The sequence below is a fragment of the Candidatus Cytomitobacter indipagum genome (assembly GCF_008189285.1).
Lineage (GTDB): Bacteria > Pseudomonadota > Alphaproteobacteria > CAJXXZ01 > 1604HC > Cytomitobacter > Cytomitobacter indipagum.
Genome location: NZ_CP043315.1, coordinates 553,125 through 574,594, shown reverse-complemented (window position 1 = coordinate 574,594; position 21,470 = coordinate 553,125). Strand labels below are relative to the sequence as shown.

General features: G+C 30.6%; 25 protein-coding genes, 1 tRNA gene, 1 rRNA gene and 1 pseudogene. 21 read left to right on the top strand and 7 right to left on the bottom strand.

The window, feature by feature from the left end:
- Positions 1 to 146: 146 nt before the first annotated feature.
- A 5S ribosomal RNA gene (gene rrf / locus FZC35_RS02590) occupies positions 147 to 262 on the bottom strand.
- A gap of 236 nt (positions 263 to 498) precedes the next feature.
- Between rrf and FZC35_RS02585 the strand changes: the two genes are divergently transcribed.
- The 13 genes from FZC35_RS02585 to FZC35_RS02525 all read left to right on the top strand — a co-directional run bounded on the left by FZC35_RS02585 (position 499) and on the right by FZC35_RS02525 (position 11,162).
- Positions 499 to 657, top strand: coding sequence for a 50S ribosomal protein L29 (locus tag FZC35_RS02585; RefSeq protein WP_148981086.1), 159 nt, complete (start codon positions 499 to 501; stop codon positions 655 to 657).
- Positions 650 to 883 (top strand): 30S ribosomal protein S17, encoded by a 234-nt coding sequence (gene rpsQ / locus FZC35_RS02580; RefSeq protein WP_148981085.1) that lies wholly within the window; start codon positions 650 to 652, stop codon positions 881 to 883. Before FZC35_RS02585 ends, rpsQ begins: the two co-directional genes overlap by 8 nt.
- Positions 880 to 1,239, top strand: coding sequence for a 50S ribosomal protein L14 (rplN, locus tag FZC35_RS02575; RefSeq protein WP_148981084.1), 360 nt, complete (start codon positions 880 to 882; stop codon positions 1,237 to 1,239). Before rpsQ ends, rplN begins: the two co-directional genes overlap by 4 nt.
- 1 nt (position 1,240) lies before the next feature.
- Complete coding sequence (rplX, locus tag FZC35_RS02570) at positions 1,241 to 1,558, top strand: 50S ribosomal protein L24 (RefSeq protein WP_148981083.1); 318 nt, start codon at positions 1,241 to 1,243, stop codon at positions 1,556 to 1,558.
- A complete protein-coding gene (rpl5, locus tag FZC35_RS02565) occupies positions 1,555 to 2,100 on the top strand; it encodes a large ribosomal subunit protein uL5 (RefSeq protein ID WP_148981082.1) in 546 nt (181 codons plus the stop codon). The genes rplX and rpl5 overlap by 4 nt, the downstream gene beginning before the upstream one ends.
- Positions 2,093 to 2,398 (top strand): 30S ribosomal protein S14, encoded by a 306-nt coding sequence (gene rpsN / locus FZC35_RS02560; RefSeq protein ID WP_148981081.1) that lies wholly within the window; start codon positions 2,093 to 2,095, stop codon positions 2,396 to 2,398. Before rpl5 ends, rpsN begins: the two co-directional genes overlap by 8 nt.
- 7 nt (positions 2,399 to 2,405) lie before the next feature.
- Positions 2,406 to 2,783 (top strand): 30S ribosomal protein S8, encoded by a 378-nt coding sequence (gene rpsH, locus FZC35_RS02555; protein ID WP_148981080.1) that lies wholly within the window; start codon positions 2,406 to 2,408, stop codon positions 2,781 to 2,783.
- The gene (gene rplF / locus FZC35_RS02550) at positions 2,783 to 3,319 is read left to right on the top strand and encodes a 50S ribosomal protein L6 (RefSeq protein WP_148981079.1); all 537 of its coding nucleotides are present in this window, start codon (positions 2,783 to 2,785) and stop codon (positions 3,317 to 3,319) included. Before rpsH ends, rplF begins: the two co-directional genes overlap by 1 nt.
- A complete protein-coding gene (gene rplR / locus FZC35_RS02545) occupies positions 3,319 to 3,681 on the top strand; it encodes a 50S ribosomal protein L18 (RefSeq protein WP_216362647.1) in 363 nt (120 codons plus the stop codon). Before rplF ends, rplR begins: the two co-directional genes overlap by 1 nt.
- The gene (locus tag FZC35_RS02540) at positions 3,681 to 4,274 is read left to right on the top strand and encodes a ribosomal protein S5 (RefSeq protein ID WP_148981077.1); all 594 of its coding nucleotides are present in this window, start codon (positions 3,681 to 3,683) and stop codon (positions 4,272 to 4,274) included. Before rplR ends, FZC35_RS02540 begins: the two co-directional genes overlap by 1 nt.
- A gap of 1,506 nt (positions 4,275 to 5,780) precedes the next feature.
- Complete coding sequence (locus FZC35_RS02535) at positions 5,781 to 6,515, top strand: DotU family type IV/VI secretion system protein (RefSeq protein ID WP_148981076.1); 735 nt, start codon at positions 5,781 to 5,783, stop codon at positions 6,513 to 6,515.
- A complete protein-coding gene (locus FZC35_RS02530; protein WP_148981075.1) occupies positions 6,499 to 10,338 on the top strand; it encodes a type VI secretion system protein in 3,840 nt (1,279 codons plus the stop codon). The genes FZC35_RS02535 and FZC35_RS02530 overlap by 17 nt, the downstream gene beginning before the upstream one ends.
- Positions 10,326 to 11,162, top strand: coding sequence for a type VI secretion system protein TssA (locus FZC35_RS02525; protein WP_148981074.1), 837 nt, complete (start codon positions 10,326 to 10,328; stop codon positions 11,160 to 11,162). Before FZC35_RS02530 ends, FZC35_RS02525 begins: the two co-directional genes overlap by 13 nt.
- A gap of 199 nt (positions 11,163 to 11,361) precedes the next feature.
- Here the strand turns inward: FZC35_RS02525 and FZC35_RS02520 are convergent, their stop codons facing one another.
- Positions 11,362 to 11,736, bottom strand: coding sequence for a VOC family protein (locus FZC35_RS02520; protein WP_148981073.1), 375 nt, complete (start codon positions 11,734 to 11,736; stop codon positions 11,362 to 11,364).
- A gap of 178 nt (positions 11,737 to 11,914) precedes the next feature.
- On the opposite strand from FZC35_RS02520, the gene dnaX reads away from it, so the two are divergent.
- The 3 genes from dnaX to FZC35_RS02505 are packed head-to-tail and all read left to right on the top strand — an operon-like array spanning position 11,915 to position 14,410.
- Positions 11,915 to 13,258, top strand: coding sequence for a DNA polymerase III subunit gamma/tau (gene dnaX / locus FZC35_RS02515; protein ID WP_148981072.1), 1,344 nt, complete (start codon positions 11,915 to 11,917; stop codon positions 13,256 to 13,258).
- Positions 13,236 to 13,775, top strand: coding sequence for an L-threonylcarbamoyladenylate synthase (locus tag FZC35_RS02510; RefSeq protein ID WP_148981071.1), 540 nt, complete (start codon positions 13,236 to 13,238; stop codon positions 13,773 to 13,775). Before dnaX ends, FZC35_RS02510 begins: the two co-directional genes overlap by 23 nt.
- Complete coding sequence (locus FZC35_RS02505) at positions 13,772 to 14,410, top strand: 16S rRNA (uracil(1498)-N(3))-methyltransferase (protein WP_148981070.1); 639 nt, start codon at positions 13,772 to 13,774, stop codon at positions 14,408 to 14,410. Before FZC35_RS02510 ends, FZC35_RS02505 begins: the two co-directional genes overlap by 4 nt.
- 463 nt (positions 14,411 to 14,873) lie before the next feature.
- Here FZC35_RS02505 and FZC35_RS02950 read toward each other — a convergent pair.
- The 4 genes and pseudogenes from FZC35_RS02950 to FZC35_RS02490 form a co-directional block, all read right to left on the bottom strand.
- Positions 14,874 to 15,428 (bottom strand): annotated as a pseudogene (locus FZC35_RS02950) (SDR family oxidoreductase).
- A gap of 610 nt (positions 15,429 to 16,038) precedes the next feature.
- A complete protein-coding gene (locus FZC35_RS02925; RefSeq protein WP_216362645.1) occupies positions 16,039 to 16,239 on the bottom strand; it encodes a hypothetical protein in 201 nt (66 codons plus the stop codon).
- Positions 16,239 to 17,141 carry a hypothetical protein gene (locus FZC35_RS02495; protein ID WP_148981069.1) on the bottom strand — a complete coding sequence of 301 codons (903 nt, stop codon included), beginning with the start codon at positions 17,139 to 17,141 and terminating at the stop codon, positions 16,239 to 16,241. Before FZC35_RS02495 ends, FZC35_RS02925 begins: the two co-directional genes overlap by 1 nt.
- 429 nt (positions 17,142 to 17,570) lie before the next feature.
- Positions 17,571 to 17,658: transfer RNA gene (locus FZC35_RS02490), tRNA-Ser, on the bottom strand.
- Between the two features lie 120 nt (positions 17,659 to 17,778).
- Here FZC35_RS02490 and rpmH point away from each other — a divergent pair.
- Together rpmH and rnpA are read left to right on the top strand one after the other, a co-directional pair.
- Positions 17,779 to 17,913 (top strand): 50S ribosomal protein L34, encoded by a 135-nt coding sequence (rpmH, locus tag FZC35_RS02485; protein WP_148981068.1) that lies wholly within the window; start codon positions 17,779 to 17,781, stop codon positions 17,911 to 17,913.
- Positions 17,914 to 18,243: a ribonuclease P protein component gene (gene rnpA, locus FZC35_RS02480; protein WP_148981067.1), complete on the top strand. Its 330-nt coding sequence runs from the start codon at positions 17,914 to 17,916 to the stop codon at positions 18,241 to 18,243.
- Positions 18,244 to 18,680: 437 nt separating this feature from the next.
- Here the strand turns inward: rnpA and FZC35_RS02475 are convergent, their stop codons facing one another.
- Positions 18,681 to 19,508 carry a GrpB family protein gene (locus FZC35_RS02475; RefSeq protein ID WP_216362644.1) on the bottom strand — a complete coding sequence of 276 codons (828 nt, stop codon included), beginning with the start codon at positions 19,506 to 19,508 and terminating at the stop codon, positions 18,681 to 18,683.
- A 223-nt stretch (positions 19,509 to 19,731) separates the two neighbouring features.
- On the opposite strand from FZC35_RS02475, the gene FZC35_RS02470 reads away from it, so the two are divergent.
- From FZC35_RS02470 to FZC35_RS02900, 3 genes are all read left to right on the top strand, one after another.
- On the top strand, positions 19,732 to 20,454 hold the full coding sequence (locus FZC35_RS02470; RefSeq protein ID WP_148981065.1) for a hypothetical protein: 723 nt from the start codon (positions 19,732 to 19,734) through the stop codon (positions 20,452 to 20,454).
- A gap of 67 nt (positions 20,455 to 20,521) precedes the next feature.
- Positions 20,522 to 21,220 (top strand): YebC/PmpR family DNA-binding transcriptional regulator, encoded by a 699-nt coding sequence (locus tag FZC35_RS02465; protein ID WP_148981064.1) that lies wholly within the window; start codon positions 20,522 to 20,524, stop codon positions 21,218 to 21,220.
- Positions 21,221 to 21,278: 58 nt separating this feature from the next.
- Positions 21,279 to 21,440: a hypothetical protein gene (locus FZC35_RS02900; protein WP_172619036.1), complete on the top strand. Its 162-nt coding sequence runs from the start codon at positions 21,279 to 21,281 to the stop codon at positions 21,438 to 21,440.
- Positions 21,441 to 21,470: the final 30 nt, after the last annotated feature.

The following is a 21,470-nucleotide window of genomic DNA, read 5'->3' as shown; positions in this document are numbered from 1 at the left end:
AAATGATATATTGATAATAAATTTGAAATTATAAATTATAAAAAATAAAAATTGAATTAATAAAAAATAAAAAAATTGTGTAATAATAAAAATTGCTAAAACAAGCTTCATCTAAAAAAATTGATTGATAATTTAAATTGAAAAAAAGTTGGCAACGTCTTACTCTCGCACACCTTAAGATGCACTACCATCAGCGCTGGAAACTTTCACTGCCGAGTTCGGGATGGAATCGGGTGTTATGTTTTCCGCTATGGTAACCAACACTATCAATGTATCAAAAACAATTTTTTTTGTCTATAGGGTAAAGTACTTTTTTTAAATTTAATTGAAATAACATATATTTTATGATGTTTTGTGTGATTTAATTTTATTAGATTTTTATGATTTTGCATAATTTAATTTATCGCATATTAATATATTCATAGTTTATGCAATTTAATTGTTAATATTTCATGCGGATCTATGGACTTGATCTAATGTTTGTAGTAAATTTGTTCTATGCAAGAAAAATTACAAAAGCTTATGAGTAGCTATCTAGAATCTTTATTTTTGCATGCTAAAAAATCTTTGAAGGACCCTTCTGTACTTAAGAAGACCAGAAAAGAAATAGCAAAAATGAAAACTCAAATGAGGATTTTAGAGGTGAAGAATGACTAAATACATAAGTGGCAAGGTCGTGTCGTGCTCTTCTGACAAGACTGTGTCTGTGCTAGTGAAGAGAATTTATAAACATCCTATTTATGGAAGCGTTATTAAGAGATCAAAGAAATTTATGATTCATGATCCACAAAATGTTTGCAAAGTAGGAGATTTTATTAAAGCAAAATCATGCGCGCCTATTTCTAAAAGAAAAAGCTGGTGCCTTGTAGAGGATAAATCATGATTTATAAAGGAACTGTTTTAAATGTTGCTGATAACTCTGGCGCTAAGAAGGTAAGATGTTTTAACATGGGATCTCTTCAAGGTGGAGCTGAAGTTGGAATGATTATTAAAATTTCTGTTATAGATGCTGAGCCTAATGCTAAAGTAAAATCAGGAGATGTTTACAATGCTGTTATAGTGCGCACTAAGGGAATTATTAATAGAAAAAATGGAGTTTCATTGAAATATTCTGACAACGCTGCTGTGTTGATTAATGAAAAAAATGAAATGATTGGAACTAGAGTTCTTGGATGTGTTGCAAGAGAGAGTGGAAGTGTAAATGCAAAAATTACATCAAAAGCTCTGAAGGTGTATTAATATGAATGCAATTAATTTAAGAATTAAAATGGGCGACGTTGTTATTATAACTAATGGAAAAGACAAAGGCGCTTCAGGTAAAATATCACTTATTGATAAGAAGAATATGAGAGTTATAGTAGAAGGGCTTAACATGCAAACAATGCATCAAAAGCCTACAAATACTGCTCAAGGTGGAATAATTAAACGTGAAAAATCAATGCATGTTTCAAATGTTGCTCACATAGAAAATGGCAAGCCATCTAAAACAAAATATGTCTTTAAGAATGATAAAAAAGTATTAGTATTTAGAAAATCTGAGAAAGAGGTTAGATCATGAACATGAAGCATTATGAAAATTTTAGCGACATCATGCCAACTGTTAAAAGTCAGCTTTCTTTAGAAAATGATTTTAGCGTTCCAAAGTTGCTTAAAGTTGTTATCAGTGCTGGTTGTGGTAAATATCTAAAAGATCCAAATAAAATTGATTTTATTTTTGATCAAATTATGAAAATTACTGGACAATTGCCTGTAAAAGCAAAAGCAAAAAAATCAGTTGCTGGATTCTCTGTTAGAGAAGGAATGATTTCTGGTGTATTTGTTACTTTAAGAAAAGCTTCTATGTATGAGTTTGTTAGAAGATTAGCTTATTTAGCTTTGCCAAGAGTTAGAGATTTTCATGGAATGTCATTAAATGCTTTTGATGGTAATGGAAATTATAATTTAGGAATTAAAGATCATACAGTATTTTTTGAAAGCGATAGCACATTTTCATTTGGTTTGAACATTGCGCTAATTACTTCTGCATCTAGTGATGCTGATTGTGAAGTGCTTTTAAAGAACTTATGGCTCCCATTCAGAGAGAAGGTACACAATGTCTAAGACAAGTATGATTTATAGAAATCTAGAGAGATTAAGATTAAGTAAGAAATATGAAGCAAAAAGAAAAGAATTAAAGAAGTTAATTAAAGATCCTAATCTAGACTGGAAAGAAAAGATGGAAGCTATGAACAAATTGAACGACCTTCCAAGAAAAAGCATTGGAATCAGATACAGAAGAAGATGCGCATTAACTGGAAGACCTAGAGGAGTTCATAGAGAATTCGGGATTTGTAGAAACAAAATAAGAGAACTTGCCGTGCTTGGTTACTTACCTGGCGTTGAGCAAGCAAGTTGGTGAGGTAGTTATGAATGATAAAATATCTGATACTTTAACAAGAATTAGGAATGCTTACTTGGTTGGTAAGGATTCCACAAATGTTCAAAAATCTAACTTTGTTAGAAATGTGTTAAATGTAATGAAAGAAGAAGGATTTATAGAAAAATTAGATGAATCAGAAAGAGAAATCATCATTACTCTAAAGTATGATCGAGGCTATCCTGTAATATCTAGTTTGCGTAGAATTTCTAAATCTTCCAGAAGAGTGCATGTTGATTTGGCACAAATTAAGAAATTAAGACAAATTTCTAAAATGTTAATTCTTAGCACTTCAAAGGGAGTTATATCTGATGTTTCAGCAATCGCTCATGGCATTGGTGGAGAAATAGTTTGTGAGGTACGTTAATGTCAAGATTAGCTAGAAATCCAATTATGTTTTCAGATAAAATAAGCTGTAATTTTAATGATAATATGCTTGTTGTTAAGGGACCTAAAGGAGAAAGAGAATTAAATATACCCTCTTTTTTGAATTTAAATCTTGATAACAATTCTATTATGCTTTCCATGAATGGAGGAAATGATAAGAAAAATAAAAATTTCCCCATGCTTGGAACTATTAGAGCAATTATAGTATCTGCAATTAAAGGCGTTACTGATGGATTTAAAGTAACTCTTACTCTTTCTGGAACTGGTTATAAAAGTTCCATTGAGGGATCAACTCTTAAGCTTTTATTGGGTTATAGTCACCCAATAGTGGTTGATATTCCTTCTTATATAAAGGTGACTTGTGTAAAGCCTGTTATTATAGATATAGAAGGAATTGATGCTCAAAAGGTAAAGCAATTTGCATCTGAAGTTGCTTCACATAGAAAGCCTATAGCTTACAAAGGTGGAGAAATTTTGGGTTTGAAATCCAGAATCAAGAAGGAAGGTAAAAGATAATGTCTAGATTAGATTTATCATTTTGCAGAAGACAAAGAAGAAGAAGATTTAAGATCAGATCTATCAATCATGATAATAGATTAAGATTATCTGTTTTTAAGTCTAATAAATTTGTTTATGTTCAAGCAATAGATGACGAGCAACATAAAACTATTGCATCTGCTAGCTCTATTTCAAAAGATTTCCCTGACTCTATAAAGACATATGGAGTAGAGGGATGCAAATGGATCGGAAAAACAATTGCAGATAAACTAAAAGCAAAAAAGATTACTAAAATCGTATTTGATTTAGGTGGATGGCAAATGCATGGATGCATTAAAGCTCTTGCTGATTCTGCAAGAGAAAATGGATTGGAGTTTTGATGAATACTATTAAAAATACTTTTAATAAAGATAGTAATGCAGGTGTTCCTCAAGCTAGAAGATCACGCAATAGAAGATTTGATTCTTCCAGGAAGAAAGAAAATTTGATCAATCACGTTCTTTCTTTGAATTGGATTGCAGCTGTTACAAAAGGTGGAAAAAGACAAAGAGTTTGTGCGTTTGTAATAGTTGGAGATGGAAATGGATCTGCAGGATATAGCTTAGGTAAGGCAAAAGAAGTTTCTGATGCTGTAAGAAAAGCTATGGACAAAGCTTCTAGATCTATGTTTAAAGTTTCACTGAAAGAAGGAAGAACATTCCATCATGATGCTGAAGTAAAATATTGCAGCACTAGAATTTGCTTAAGATCTGCTCCTGTTGGTACTGGTATCATTGCCAGTGAAGTAGTTAGATCTTCATTAGATGCTTTGGGAGTAAAAGATGCAGTTGTAAAGGTTATTGGAAGTAATAACCCTCATAACGTTGTTAAAGCTCTGTTTAAAGGGGTATTTAGCATGCAATCTCCAAAAATGATCGCTATCAAAAGAGGTATTTCAATGGATAAAGTATTCGGTAAAGCAGAAGCTGCTTAATACTTGTTCTTTTAACTGTCATTCTTTGAATGCTTAGCTTTGGATTAATTAATTTAGTTAATTTTCTTAATTAATATTTCAAAAAATTGTTAAATTTAACAGTTGTCAATTTTATTTATTTAAATATTTATTTCAAATTATTAAGATTTTAAGCAAATACAATCAATCTAATTTGCGATTTTTTATTTAAATAATTCTCTCGCAAAATGATAAATTAATTTTTCATTTAATAATTAACAATATTAAATATTTTCTTTTTTGTTCCATATGGAACATTTGTGTTTATTTTAAACAGCTTCTCTCATTCTCAGCTTTGCTTTGATCATTCGTTTCTCTCATTCTCAGCTTTGCTTTGATCATTCGTTTCTCTCATTCTCAGCTTTGCTTTGATCATTCGTTTCTCTCATTCTCAGCTTTGCTTTGATCATTCGTTTCTCTCATTCTCAGCTTTGCTTTTTGATCATTCGTTTCTCTCATTCTCAGCTTTGCTTTGATCATTCGTTTCTCTCATTCTCAGCTTTGCTTTGATCATTCGTTTCTCTCATTCTCAGCTTTGCTTTGATCATTCGTTTCTCTCATTCTCAGCTTTGCTTTGATCATTCGTTTCTCTCATTCTCAGCTTTGCTTTGATCATTCGTTTCTCTCATTCTCAGCTTTGCTTTGATCATTCGTTTCTCTCATTCTCAGCTTTGCTTTGATCATTCGTTTCTCTCATTCTCAGCTTTGCTTTGATCATTCGTTTCTCTCATTCTCAGCTTTGCTTTGATCATTCGTTTCTCTCATTCTCAGCTTTGCTTTGATCATTCGTTTCTCTCATTCTCAGCTTTGCTTTGATCATTCGTTTCTCTCATTCTCAGCTTTGCTTTGATCATTCGTTTCTCTCATTCTCAGCTTTGCTTTGATCATTCGTTTCTCTCATTCTCAGCTTTGATCATTGATCATCATTCGTTTCTCTCATTCTCAGCTTTGCTTTGATCATTCGTTTCTTTGATCATTCATTCTCATTCTCAGCTTTGCTTTGATCATTCGTTTCTCTCATTCTCAGCTTTGCTTTGATCATTCGTTTCTCTCATTCTCAGCTTTGCTTTGATCATTCGTTTCTCTCATTCTCAGCTTTGCTTTGATCATTCGTTATTGCAATAATAAAGGGCGTTGGTGAGTTGCGGTAGAGCGTTAAATGCAATAAATATAAATGTTCCATATGGAACAAAAATAAAACATTGAATTTATCAAAAAAGAATTTAATATTGTTAATTTAGATGTGAATTATACATAATGTTCCAAGTAAAAAATTTATTCAAATAATGAAGCAATTGCAAATAAATGTTTTATATGAAGTGTTTATATAAAATATAGTAAAATGAATGAAAGCAAGAAGAGCAAATGAAATTTATCTAAATGAAAGAATTGAGTTATAGCAATGTTTTGAGTGAAATGGGAAATGCAAGTTAAAAATTATTTAATTAAAACAAATTTTACTTTTATATATTAAGTTTGCCTTGAGATATGGCAAGTAATAAGATAGATCAATCATTCCTAATGGGGTGTTTTCAAGAGTTTTTAAATGAAGTTTTGAAATTTAAAGAATTGATCTTATTAAATCAAAATAACTATAATTCAAGAGATATACAAGATATCTTGATGAGAATGATATACTATAAAAGAGACTTAGCAGCAGAAGAAGGAACATTAATAGAATCAGGGTATAAGGAAATTTCCTATATAATGACTGTTTTTGCTGATGAAACTTTTATTAATATAGAATGGAAAGATAAAGAGGCTTGGAAAAAAAATAATTTGGAGATGCAAATTTTTGGAACTCATATAGGTGGGACAAAATTATTTGACAATATAAGCAATTTTATTCATTCTAATGCAGTTTATAAATATGATATAGGAAGCTCTTACTTGCTTTGTTTGGGATTAAATTTTAGAGGAAAATACAGAGGATTGGATGATGGAGGAATTATCAAAGATTATAAGAGTCAATTATTTCAATTAGTCAATAATTATGACCCTAATATTCATAATGATAATTTATTTCCACAATCTCAACAGCATACAATTATTAAAATATCTAATGCAAATATGAAGAGTTATCAAGTTTGGATGATGATATTGGGGATTTCATTGCTGTCTTATATAAGTATTAGTTATATTTTATGGTATCAATCTACTCATGAAATATCTAATTTAATTAGCATTGTGCAAAAGGATATAGAAAATGTTCAAAATATATAATTTACTTCCAACAGTATTAATTAGCAGTATTTCAGCTACTATCTTCATACTGTTAAATAAGCATCATGGCAAAATACCTAAAGCATTTAAGGTGTCATTAATATATTTAACTAAGTTTAAAAAATATATTTCTGATTTGTTTAAGTTTGAGAATGTATTTGATAATAGAATGAAAAATTCATTTGATAATAATATGCACACTTTATATTCATTTTTGGGAAATAAAGATTTTAAATACAAATTGCCATTTATTATGATTATGGGAGCAGAAAAATCAGGGAAATCCTCAATAATAAATAGCTTAAAGCTTGAAAGAACAATTGATGATTTGGTTGAAAAAAATGAATTTTGCGATTGGTTCTTTTTTAATGATGCTGTATTGCTTGAAATGAATAGCGCTCTCTTCTCATCTGGAGAGGCGTATGTTTCATCAGATGATAGTAATTGGAATAAGTTATTGCATTTATTGTCTTATCACAGACCAGAGAGACCAATCGATAGTTTAATTTTAACTATTTCAATGAATGATATTCTTGACGAATCGATGAATTTAAGTAATATTGCAGAGCATTATTATATCAAGCTATGGAATATGCAGAAAAAATTTGGAGTTAATATTCCTATATATATTGTAATTACTCATACTGATTTGATTCCAGGGTTTGCTCATTTTGCTAATTCTTTGGAATATAAATTGCAAAATGAAATGTTTGGATGGTCAAATCCAAATTATATTTCTGGAATAGAAGATATTCAATTTATCGAAAATGCTATTGATCAAGTAATTGATAGGTTGTTAGTTCTACAGCAAGAAATTATGATTAGTCAAATTGAATCTCCAGGTGGATTATTTGCCTTTCCATTTGAAATGCATAAACTAAGGAGTAAGATATCTGAATTTTTATACTACATTTTTAAGCGAAATTCTTTGCATGATTCTTTCATGTTAAGAGGAATTTATTTTGTAGGATCTGCAAGAAAAAATGCATATGCTTCGCATGAATTTTCGCAATCATTGAAAAGTGTAGAGTTTGGATCAATTATGCATCATTCAGATTTTGAAGCAGCTGATGATATTTTATTTATTAACAATTTATTTGTTGATAAGATATTTAAGGAAAAAAGCATAGCCTCTTCTTTATCTAGGCGCATATTAGATAATTCAAATAAAGTAAGAATATTGCAATATCTTTTTATGATTATGTGCTTAGGCGGCGTTGTTAGTTTGAGTCATTTTTATTCTAGGATATATAGAACTAAATCTGATTTTAGGCAAGGTGTAGAGAGAATAAGACTTGCTGTGCATAATGCGAAATTAGTTTACAAAGGAACATATGACGAATTAGATAATTCAATACTAGAAGATCAATCTCTTTCCCTAATTAATGCAATGAATAATATTAATGCAGATGGTTTGTTTTCATATTTTCTTCCACCTTCTTGGTTTTCTTCTTTAAGATATGACATTAATTTTATGTTAGGAAGTGCGTGCGATGTTATTTTGTTCAAATTTATTGCAAGTAAATTTAATTTAGATCTTAGAAATGCTATTGCCGGAAAGGTGAGTTTTAAAAATGATAACAAAAAAGCATTTGACCCTTTTGTATCTGATGAGTTTGTTGAATTTTATGAATATGTAAAGCAAGTAGTAAAATTAGAGAATATTTATAACAAAATTCAACGTATTCCTTATTTGCATAATATTGATGATGTGGCATATGTTATGAAAAATTTGCTAAATCTTGATGCAAGTCACAATCTAAAGAAAAACAAGAGGATATTTAGCAATGTATTGAAATATGCTAAATTTAATATAAATTCAATTGAATCATATAAAAAAGAAATAATATTTAAAGCGGAATATATGTTTGATAAATTTATTAATAATGCATTGCAATATGAAAAAATTATACCAAATATAGTTTATATTCAAACTACATTAAAAAAAATAGAAGATAAGCAAAATTATGATACAGAAAAACTGAATTCTTATTTCAATGACTTGGCCTCTTCATTTAATAACAAGAAATTAATGTGGGTTTCAGAAGAGAAGCTAGGCTTTAATGATAATTTGAATAATATGATTTATAGAATACAAGATAGTCATGTTTTGGGACCTAAAGTTGCTCATAAAATGAAGAAAAGAATTAGCAGTAGAATTATTTCATTGAAAGAGAGAATGCTAACTCATCGTATTCCAATTATTGGATCAATTTTTCATAAAAATGAGAATGGCGTGATGCTGTTTTCTAAGAATTTTTCTGAATTCCAAGGAGTGTTGAACTTACTAGCTGGAAAATCGTTTATGAAATATAGAAAAGTTGAGATGAATTATGCGATTAAAGATAGTTTAGTAAAATGGAATTTGAATAAACTGGCTAATATTGCCAAGATGATAGATGAATTTAGGAGATTTACAGATCACAACATGCTTTATCAGCATGAAAAAGCAACAAATGCTATGTCTATAGTTGCATGCAATAGTATTATGAAAAATATTTCATATACTTTATCAAATAGTCAAACTCAATTTGATACTTTCGATAAAGAAGATGCGTTGTTGTCCAATATTTCGCAGAATTTTAAAGAAGCGCAAAAGTATTTGACAAAAATTCTAGATTTTATCAGATTTAGAAATGCAGTTTTATTTGCTGATTTGAAGAATGCTATACAAAAGCAATCAATAAAATTTATAGAAAAAATGAATCATATGCTAGTTAACAAGGATTTATATAATATAGCAAAGTCTGATTTTTATTTTGACGAGAATATTCGCAAAGCAGATGTTGAAGAGTATCTTGTAAAGCAAAATGAGCAAATTACTTATTTATCTGAATTATCTGAGCCTGCAGTGCGATTATTGAGCAAAGTATCAGATATGGGTCAGAAAATTTATTCTCCTACTTTCTTGGAATGGAAAACAATCAATGAGTCTGTTGAAAAAAATAGAGAAGGAAAGGCAAATCAAATCAAATCAATAGAAAAGTTCATTAAAACTTATGTATTGGATAGAAAAGATTGCAGTGAAATTTTGGATATAGAATCTTCAAGTAATCAGGATTATTTTGATAGAAAGAAAATGGATATTATTTCATCTATAGGAAACAAGTGTTTATTTGATAATTATAATACAGTTAAAGTTCAATATAGGAAAATCAGAAGTTATTTCAATAAGTATATGGCTCATAGATTTCCTTTTAACAAAAAATCCAATGTTGAGGTTACTCCTGAAGAAGCGAGAAATTTCTTAGCTATTTGGCGAGAGAAAAATATGAATATTGACCTACTATCACGCTATTTGAAGCATAAATACACATGGGCTATGTTTTTGTATAAAATGAATAGCATTATTCCATGGTTAGAGTCTATGTCAGATATAAAGAAATACCCAGGATCATTCTTAATAACTCTAAGAACAAATAGAGAAAATGAAAAATTAGGAGATCATCTTGCGATTTGGAATATGAAGTTCGGAAATCAAGAAGTTAGCATGAATATGGATCCTAAAGAAATTGAATTAGGAAATTATGATTTCAGCAATACAATGAAAATTTCTAAAGAGAGCAATTATGCATTTGAAAAAGGAGGGTCTTGTGAAATGAAATATAAAGGATTTTTCGGAATAATAAGATTGATAGATAAATTCTGTGCAAAAAATTGCAATAAAGGCAAGAAATTAAAAATGAAGATTCCATTACGATGTGGAAAAGAATTAGTAGTATGGTGTGATGTAGAGCTTAAAGGCAATCTAATGGATTGGCCAAATTTCCCAAGTTATGCCGCTGAATTCCCAGCAGGAGAAGCAAGATTATGTTCAAAATAATTGATATAAAAGAAAATCTTATTGATCCAATTGATAATATTAGAGGCACTAATTTATTTGTTCAATTAGAAACTTTGGTAGAGCAAAAGCATGATAATTTACCAAAAGGAGCATGGGGAAGCGCAAAGCAAAAAGATTGGACTACAATTAGAAATCTATGTTTAGATATTCTTGTTAAGCATAAAAAAGATTTACAAGTTATGGTATGGCTTGTTGAGGCTAACTTATATTTAAAGCAAGATTTGCAAATTTCTCTAGAGATGTTTGATTTTATAATGATAAATCATTGCAATGATCAGGACTCTCTTCAAAAGGCAGCAAATTATCTTGATAAAGTATTATGCAAAATGATGCCTGATAATTTAACATTATGCGGATCTGGAGATAATAAATATGCATTATCTGATTTCTACAAAAATATTGCCCCTTCTTACTGCAGTGAATTGCTGGATGATGAAGCAAGAATAATTCTTGATTTGATTAATATTATTAAATCTATCATTTCTCATTGTGAAAAGAAAAATCTAAAAATGAGCAAAGTATCAAAAATTATTAATGATTTTCAAAATCAAAAAGACAAACTAAGTATTAGTGAGTCTATAGTTCATGAAGTAAAAAATGAATCTAGTGATGAAATAAAATCTAGAGAGCATGCATATAGCTTGATTAGAGATATAACGAAATATCTAAAAAAACATGACCCTCATAGTGCAACTCCATACTTGTTACATAAAGCGGTAGAGTGGGAAAATAAATCCTTTGCAGAAATATTAAATGAATTTAATGACCCTGCGATTATTAATAAGATTTTCCAACAAAACTAATTTGAAGAAATTATAGTAAAATGAAGAAATTGTAGTAAAAATCAAGTTACAAGATAATTCTTCTTATCCCATTGAATGAAATCTAAAATATTTCATCCATACTGAATGAAATCTAAAATATTTATCCTACTGAATGAAATCTAAAATATTTATCCTACTAGGCAATATCTAATAATCTACTGGGCAAGATCTAAAATATTTATCCTACTGGACAAGATCTAATAATGTGTCCATCAGGATCTGCAATTAAGAAAGTGCGTCCAAAACATTCAGTTATTGGCTCTTGCACTACTTTAGCATTAAGCTCATTTTTACATTTTTCAAAAAATCGATCTACATCTTCATTTGAAGGAAGCATAATTCCAATTTCAGAGAATCGCTCAGCATCGTATTTTGGTTCGTGTTCTAAGCGTATGCATATTGAGAATACTGAATCTCCTCCAGCTGAAAATGCTACATAATTCTCCATAGAAACTATTGGCTTTGCATCAAAAAGTTTCTCATAAAAAGCTGTGGAACGCTTAATGTCCGATACATAAATAAGTTGTAAATTTGGTTTTGTTGATATTGTCATAAAAACTCCTAATTGATCATAGAGTATCATTAATAATTTTTATATCAATAGGAAAAACTTTACAGGTGGAAAATAAAAAGTAGCACAAAAAGCAATTGTATAAAATTAATAAATTACACAAAAATATATAAAAAATAGGGCATTTGAACAAATATAAAAAGAAGGGTAAAATTGTTTAATGAAATGTAATTTACCAAAACAAGCTAGGCCAAGAAAATTTAGAGATGTTATTGGTCAAGAGTTAGCTGTAAAATTACTTCACAATGGATTGAAGCGAGATTTATTGGGGAATGTTTGTTTATTGCATGGTCCAGCTGGGGTTGGAAAAACTACTTTAGCTAGATTGATAGCGCAATGGTTTTGTTGCAAAGATCATGTAAATGATGAGCCTTGCGGTGTATGCAAAAATTGCTTAGATTGTATTGATAATATTCATCCAGATGTATTTGAGTTGGATGGAGCAAGTAATACAAGCGTTGATTCAATCAGAAATCTTCTTGAGGGATCTGTCTACAGGCCTGTTAATGCAAAAAAGAGAATATATATTATAGATGAAGTTCACATGCTTTCTAGAAGTGCAATTAGCGCGTTGCTAAAAACACTTGAAGAGCCAAATAGTTACACCCAATTTGTGTTGGCCACAACAGATATCGATAAAATTCCAAAAACTATTATATCGAGATGTTTTAGAATCTCACTTGAAAGCATTAAGCAAGAAAGTATGAAATTGCATATACAGAATTTATCAAAGCAATATGGAATAGACATTGAAAAAAATGCTATAGATATGATTTTTCTTGCATCTTATGGATCAATGAGGCAGGCTATTTCTATTTTGGAACAAGCTTCTCTTTTATGTGAACAGAAAATAACTGAGAGCAGTATGCAAAAAATGCTTGGATTGGCATCTGAAGATAACTTATCTCAAATTTTAAAATGCATAAGAGAAAAATCTTATAATAAGTTGAAATCCATTGCGCAAAAAGTCATTTCTGAAGGATCAGATTCATTAAATGTAATAAGACAGCTATTAATTCAAATAAGAGAGAATTATGCTTCTCAGCAAGATATTGCTTTAGGGTATATGTTGGCTCAAAGCTCTGTAGAGTTGCATCAGAGCCCATATCCAGAAGAGATATTCGATGTACATTTGCTTAAAGCATCAATGATGTATGAATCTGGAAATAATAGCATGGCTAATCAAATTACTCAAAATAATAATGTAGAGAATAGTTATAGTAATTCAGAAGATATTCACAATCATTCAGAGGAAGATAGCAAAGATATGAAAGAGAAGATAAGAGTGGGAGAAAATAGCAATAATTCTATTAATATTTCTAGAGTTAAGCCTGAATCAAGTGAATCTGCTGTAAATTCCAAATCGAATGAGATTTCTGAAAACTATAAATTGAATGAGTCTTCTAGCAGCTCTGAGTCAAATAAATCTTTTGGAGGCTCTAAGTCTAATGAATCTTCTGATAATTTGAGAAAAATGGCGCATGATTTATTCAATAAAAAATAAAATAATACAAAAAATACTGAATGATGAAATTGTAATTTTGCCTACTGAAACAGTATACGGAATTGGAGCAAGGTATGATTCTCAAACTGCTATTGATAAATTATTTGATATAAAGAATCGAAATATAGAAAAGCCAATTAGTTTGCATATAACAAAAAACATGCTTGATCAATTTAATATTCCAAAAAATCTTCATAATTTGTGCGATAGATTATTTCCTGGCCCTTTTACATTGATCATCAAAAGCGACATTCCTCATGGATTTCACTCCAGATCAAAATTCACTGGAAAAATAGGAATTAGAGTGCCAGAGAATAGAGTTTTTCAAGAAATTTTAAATGAAGTAAAAATGCCACTATGCATGACAAGTGCAAATATTTCATCTCATGACAATGCTTCTAAATTTAGTGAAATTACAATTGATGCTATGGGAATTGAAGATGATCAAAATGTTACGGGAAATGAGTCATTGATTATTGACACAACTACACATCATATGCGAACAATCAGAGTATGATAAGAATATATATAGAAAGCATTTATTCAAGTACATTGACTCTTGATGACAAGCAATTACATTATCTTAAAAATGTGATGAGATGTAATGATGAAGATATTATTGAAATTTTCGATAATAAAAATGCATTTAAAGCAAAAATATTATTTCCAAATATTGAAATAATAGAAAATCTATCTACTGTTATGCGAAAAAGACCAAAGCTAGGCATTGGCTATATAAGGAAAAATAAACTAGAAGTAGCAATAGAGAAAGCTGTTGAGCTTGATGTTGATGAAATATATTTATTAATTACTGATAGAGTAAATCGCAAATATATTGATTCAAGGCGATTAAATAAAATTGCAATAGAGGCAGCTGAGCAATGTGGAAGAATTGGAGTTCCTAAAATACATGAAAATATTAAATTAATTGATTTGCCAGATATAGAATGGGTTGTAGCAGATTCTTCTCAAAATAATAAAAAAGATTTCTGGAATGGAGATGGAATGCTTATTGGGCCTGAAGGCGGATGGTCAGATAATGAACTAAATGCTTTAAATAAATATAAAAAGATTTCTTTGCACCATAATATATTAAGAGCAGAAACAGCTGTATGTGCAGGATTAAGCTTGTTTAGCAATTCTTCTGAATAGAAAACATTCTTCTGAATGGAAAATTAAATCTAAATATTAACTGAGAATGAAAGAAATGAAAAACGGAATTAAACTTAAGCGAAAATGAAAGAAATGAAAAATGGAATTAAATTTAATCTAAAAGTTTGTTAAGTAGATCCAATAAGATAAAACGATATGCTGTAAAAATGATGCTAAAAATTGATATAAATTTAGTGAAGATATTTAAAGGAGAAGTGTTCCATGTGGAACAAAAGTTTAAAATGCTAAATTTAAAGCATTAAACTTCATTAGCGTATTCGATTATAGAATTCGTGGAGGTTTAAGTGGTGTGAAGGTGGAAGCTGTAGCGGATTAGATGGAGAAAGATATGATGTTAATTTCTTTGATGCATATTTTATACAAAGAATTTCAAATGAAAAGTTTATTAAGAATTCATAGTCACAAATTATAGCGTTCCATGTGGAACAATTTATTATTCATTCTAATTCTTTTTTGGCGCAGATTGACTTCCTGCAAGAATTCCTCCGTCAATATTTAATTCTATTCCAGTTATATATTTTGATTCATCAGAACCAAGATAAAGTACAGCATTTGCAACATCGCTAGGCTCTCCCATAGTTCCAAGTGGCACGCCAGAAGCAATTGAATTAATCATTTTTTCGCGAGATTTTTTGTCATTTCCAAACATAGAATCCCACATTGGAGTTAATATTGCTCCAGGATGAAGTGAATTGCAACGAATTTTATAACCTTGTTCTGCGCAATATAGGGCAACAGTTTTTGTGTGATTTCTTACAGCTGCTTTGCTTTATGTATATGCGGCTAGCCCTAGGAATTTCAACAACTCCAAAATCTAGATGATATTAACAATTGATCCACCGTTCTGTTTCATAAGAGAAGCTCCATATTTGCATCTCAAAAATACGTCATCTAAATTTATTTTATGCACATGATGCCAAGTTTCCAATCTAATATTTTCCTGACCTAAATTCTCATCAAAACCTGTAATTTTAGCATTATTAAATAAAATATCCAATCAACCAAATTTATTCTTTATTGCATTTATAATCCACCCATTCTGATTTATTTGCAACATACATAGTACAAGATCCCCATTAATGCTATCTGCCACTGTTTGGTCTTCATTTTCCAACAAATCAACTATAATAACAGTTGCTCCTTTAGAATTAAGCAAGCAAGATAGTTTCTATTTTAACTCCATGTCCCCGCCTGTGATTAATGCTATTTTATTTTTTAGTCTTGCTATATAAATCTCCTTTAATTCATTAAAAAATTATCATTAAGATAAATCGCATTATTATCAATAAGATTAATTTTTCTAATGATATGTTTAAAATTTAAAATGCAGACAATGCAAGATCTTATAAATTGTTCCACGTGGAGCATCAATATTTTTTATAAAATAATAATTGTTTAGATATGCTTGTTAATTTGTATATTCAAAAATATTTTATATGAAGTAAATTTATTAGTATTTTAGCATGCTCCGCTTGGAGCATTTATATTCTTTGTTTTAACTTGAGTAGCTCGATCCTGGCTATATTTATTGTATTATTGTAATTTTATTTGCGATAAATAATCGCAAAATCGATGCAGATTGCATCATTTCTTTGAAATTTGGATTATTAGTCCTTGTTTGTTGCGTCTTCTTCTGACTCATCGTTAGAATCTTCTTCTGACTCATCTTCTTCAGATTCATCGTTAGAGTCTTCTTCGGATTCATCTTCTTTAGATTCATCGTTAGAATTTTCTTCAGATTCATTGGATGTTTCATTCTCAGATTGATTTTCATTTGAAATTCCTTCTTCGGATTCATCTTCAATCACTATATTGCTCTCGAATTGATTTTCGTTTGCATCTTCGTTATTGAATCTTTCTTCATTGTTATTATCTCTGAAGTTTCCTCTGTTTGAATTTTCATTTTCGAATCTGTTTCCACCATCACGATTTCCACCGAATCCGCCACGACTTCCGCCATCACGTCCGCCACCGAATCCGCCACGGCTTCCACCGTCACGGCTTCCACCGAAGCCTCCGCGACTTCCGCCACCGAAACCTCCGCGACTTCCACCGTCACGTCCGCCACCGAATCCGCCACGACTTCCGCCGTCACGTCCACCACCGAATCCACCAGATCTTTCTCCACCGAATCCGCCACGACTTCCGCCGTCACGTCCGCCACCGAATCCACCAGATCTTTCTCCACCGAATCCGCCACGACTTCCGCCATCACGTCCGCCACCGAAGCCTCCGCGACTTCCGCCACCGAAACCTCCACGACTTCCACCGTCACGTCCGCCACCGAAACCTCCGCGACTTCCACCGTCACGTCCGCCGCCGAAACCTCCGCGACTTCCGCCGTCACGTCCGCCACCGAATCCGCCAGATCTTTCTCCGCCGAATCCGCCACGGCTTCCGCCATCACGTCCGCCACCGAATCCGCCACGGCTTCCACCGTCACGTCCGCCACCGAATCCGCCAGATCTTTCTCCGCCGAATCCGCCACGGCTTCCACCGTCACGTCCGCCACCGAAACCTCCGCGACTTCCGCCACCGAATCCGCCACGGCTTCCACCATCACGTCCGCCACCGAATCCGCCACGGCTTCCGCCATCACGTCCGCCACCGAATCCGCCACGGCTTCCACCGTCACGTCCGCCGCCGAAACCTCCGCGACTTCCACCGTCACGTCCGCCGCCGAAACCTCCGCGACTTCCGCCGCCTTCACGATTTCCTCTAAAATCTCCGCCTGAACTTCTTTCTCTGTTTCCTCCGTCGTTTCCAGAGTTTGAGTTATTTACTGTGTCATTTTCATTCATTTTTTATTTCCCTTTCTTTATTTAAATTTCGAAAAACTTAAATATTTATAATATTTTAACAAAAAGGAAAATACTGAATACAGTTATTTATCCCATTAAATTTTATCTCTCTATTAAATATTTGCAAAATCTACAAGATAAAGAATTCATCTTAATATAATTTTACCTGTTTATAAGCTAATTTTGCTTAATTCTCTTACTTAGCACTTTAAATTTTAATGCTTAGCTAAATCTCTATGAGAATCTAATTGGCTCTGCCCTTTTTAGGAGTCTTAAACTTCAATATTTATTTATTCAAAAATCTTTTTCTGTCCCTCTTTTTGTAATTTTATTAAACACGGAAAGGAAGGGATTCGAACCCTCGATACGCTGAAAACGTATAACGGTTTAGCAAACCGCCGCCATAAGCCTCTCGGCCACCTCTCCAGAATGGATTTTACTCTTTTATTGTTTGTTTTACAATATAATTTTCTCTAAAATGCAAAAATTGTTTATAAATTTTAAATTATTATTGACATATTGCTTGAAAGTGGCGAAAATAATGATATGAAACGTACGTATCAACCAAGTAAATTGGTAAGAAAAAGAAGACATGGATTTAGAGAAAGAATGTCTTCCAAAAGCGGTAGGAATATTTTAGCTGCTAGAAGAAGAAAAGGTAGAATTAAGATTTCAGCTTAGGTGAGAAAGTATCTTGCTTTAAATAAGAAATCTATCTTTAGAGAAATTAAAAAAAGTAAGCCGTTCTTTACTCAATTTTTTACTGTGCGCCATATGGATAATGAATCTCAATTGTGCATAGGAATTATAACGAGTAAAAAGTTAGGCAATGCTGTGTTTAGGAATAAATGCAGAAGAAGAATGAGAAGTGCTATAGACTTATCTTTAAGCACATTTCAAACAGAAATCAAGAAAAATATCGTTATTGTTTTGAAAAAAGAATCTTTCAATGTAAAATTCTCAGAATTATTTGAATGTGTACTAAGTGTTTTTACAAAGAAATTTTGTTAATAAAAATGTGCAAAATGCATATTGTCTCACTTAATTTAATATCTATAAAATAATTAAACGTCTATAAAATTGTCAATTTTATGCAAAATCTTCATATTAATGAAGAAAATATCAATAAATAAAATTATCGATCGCAGGTCATTTGATGTAAAGTTCTTCATATTGAGTTGGGTTTGAAAATTAATGCATTGATGCAAATTGAGCAATGCATCAATGCATAAAGTATTTTTTGACTGGCATTGCAAACAAATTTTAAATTTTTACAAGTGATGTAAAAACAAATTGTTCCACGTAGAACAATGTTGAGTATTCAGGTCAATAAACAAAACAATAAACAAAATATATTCAAAATTATCTATCTAATTAAAAAGTTGAGCTCTTGTTCCACATGGAACATTTTCAAAAATATAATATATAATGCAGTTTTCAGGAAAAATCTATTTGTCATATCTTATATAATTTTGCAGTTTTAGCCATTTATCAATTAAAAATAGAAATTCTTTGATGTAATTTTTATCATAATTTGATTGGGTGCAATTATTCTTATCTATTACAATTATGTGCATTATAGCTCTTTTTTCAAATTTCAGTTGAATATGAGAATATCCAATAATTTTAATTCCTTCATACAAAATAAAATGCTTGTGATCTTCGTCATGAAAAGTGAGTTCATATTTATCGTTTCTAATATACTCATTACGATATTTCTTTGCTGCATTTAATTCTTCAAAATGCGCGCATATTACAAATCTCAAACGATTAAATTTTGTCTTTTTCAATATTTCTTTTATAAAATCATGTTTTCCTAAAGTATAATTTTTAAACATTGAATTATCTTTCTGATGTGATTTTGCATTTTTAATAAGTTTGTATTTTAACTTTTCATATTCTTCTTTATTGTTATCATTATTTTTTAAATGATCGCAAAATAATAAGTTTAGCTCTATTTCTGGATTATTTTTCTCAAAAATATGAAGATTAATATTTAATTTTGACGATCTGTAAGTAAAGCATTTTCTCAAAGGTAAATTGAATCCACCTCTGTATTCATAATTCAAGCATTCTAAGTCTTTGTGCTCAAATTCTAAGTTATCAATTTCTACAATTATATCTATTATAGGTTTTGCAGATAATTCTGGAATTGCTGTAGATCCAATGTGATGAATAGATATTAAATTTTTCCCTAATGATGATTTAATTTTACATTCTTCGATTTCAAATTGTTTAATCCAGTTTGAATTGTATGGCTCAATTTTTACTTTCATATGATGCATATTGTATTGTATATTATAGCAATTTGCTATTTTACTATCTTTATTTTCAAATTCCCATTTCTTTCATTTTGTTTATATTAATCAACTTATTTGCTATTTCTATATTATCAAAGAATAGTATAAACTATTACTTATTATGTATTTTTCAGTATTGATTAAATAATAATTTAATTATTTCTTTACTTTGAATATTAATTTATGTTATAGTATAGTTATGTTAAAAAATAGTATATTAATAATATTGGCAAGTAGTATTTGCGCTACAGATGATGACTTAAATAATGAATTATTTAATCATAATCCATATACATTTATAGGAAAAAATACAACTTCAGAAGCAATGGTAAATGAAATAAGCGAAGATTTAGATAAAGTTGAATCTTGCGCAAATTGGATAAAAGAAACAAATGAAGTCAATTCATTGGATCCGATTTCTGAAGAAGAAATAGAGTGGAAGCCAGCAAATAATGCATATTTGCCTAATAATGAAATATCAAGTGAATTATTAAGCGAATTATTAAATTTGGATATGCCTAATTTAATTCCAATGTCTTGTGATGCCAGTGATTTATCAAGTATTCCTGCTTTAGAAAGTTTTTCATCATGCAGTGATTCATCAGATTCTTGTAGTGCTCCTACTTTGTTATCTGAAGAAGATTCTGCAGATCTTTTAGTGAATAATTTGATTGATTGCCTTTCTTTGTCATCTTATGAGCAAGATGTAGCTGCGAGAAGATTAAACTTTACAGGGGCAGAAGAAGAGATTTATGAAGATGTAGAGTTGACTGAATCAGTTGCTTCTCCAAGATTGCCAAATCCTTCTGTTCCTGATTACTTACAGAATCTAAATAGAGCTTTAAGCGAGGAGTCAGATCAACCTCAATACACTAGCGAATATACAGATAATCCGTTGAATTATTGCGCAGATTTTGCTTGATAATTCGTTAATGCTTGTTTGGTTCCAGGCAATAGATTGCAATTTTATAAAATGATAGAATGAAATCATGGCTGGTCATTCGAAATTTCATAATATTAAACATAGAAAAGAAAGACAAGACTCAAAAAGAGCTAAAGTTTTTACAAAAATAGGAAAAATTCTTACTATAGCAGCTCGGAATGGGACTGACCCTAAGATGAATCCTTCTCTTAGAACGGCATTAGAGGCAGCAAGAAGGGCTAATATGCCCAAAGATAATATTAAAAATGCTATCAATAAAGCTGCTGATAAGAATGCCGATATAGAAGTAAAATATACAGGATATGGGCCTGGGAAAATAGCATTTCTTATTGAAGGAATTACAGATAATAGCAATAGAACATTTACAGAATTAAAAGTTTTATTTAATAAATATGGATCTGGACTTAATGATTTATCATTTATGTTTGAGCATATCGCATTGGCAAATATTAAAAGCACAAATGATGAGAAAGTTAGTGAAGATGATGTATTGGAATTGCTTGCAGATTTTGATATTGATGATATTTATGAAGATGATGGAATTAATGTAATTGCTAATTTCTCAGATTTATTTAACATTCAGAATGCGCTTGAAAGCAAATTTAGTGAAATTATTTGTGAATCAGCATACAAGACAACAAGTAAAATTGATGCTGAAGATATAGAAAAAGTGAAAAATTTCATTGATATAATGGAAGATCATGATGATGTTCAAAATGTTTGGCATAATTGCTCTAATATATAATTACACTTATCAAATATAGCAATTAACAAATGTTCTATGTGGAACAAAGGCATTAAGAATGTTGAATGATTTATTAGCTTTTGTAAAATATCTTATAAAAATGAAAGTTTATGAAATTATTAATGTGACAAGATATGTTCCATGTGGAGCATTTTCTGAAGAATGCATTGAGGGATTCATTGTTCCATGTGGAACACTTATCAGCAAAAAACAATTGTAAATTTACTGTTCCATGTGGAACAATATCGTT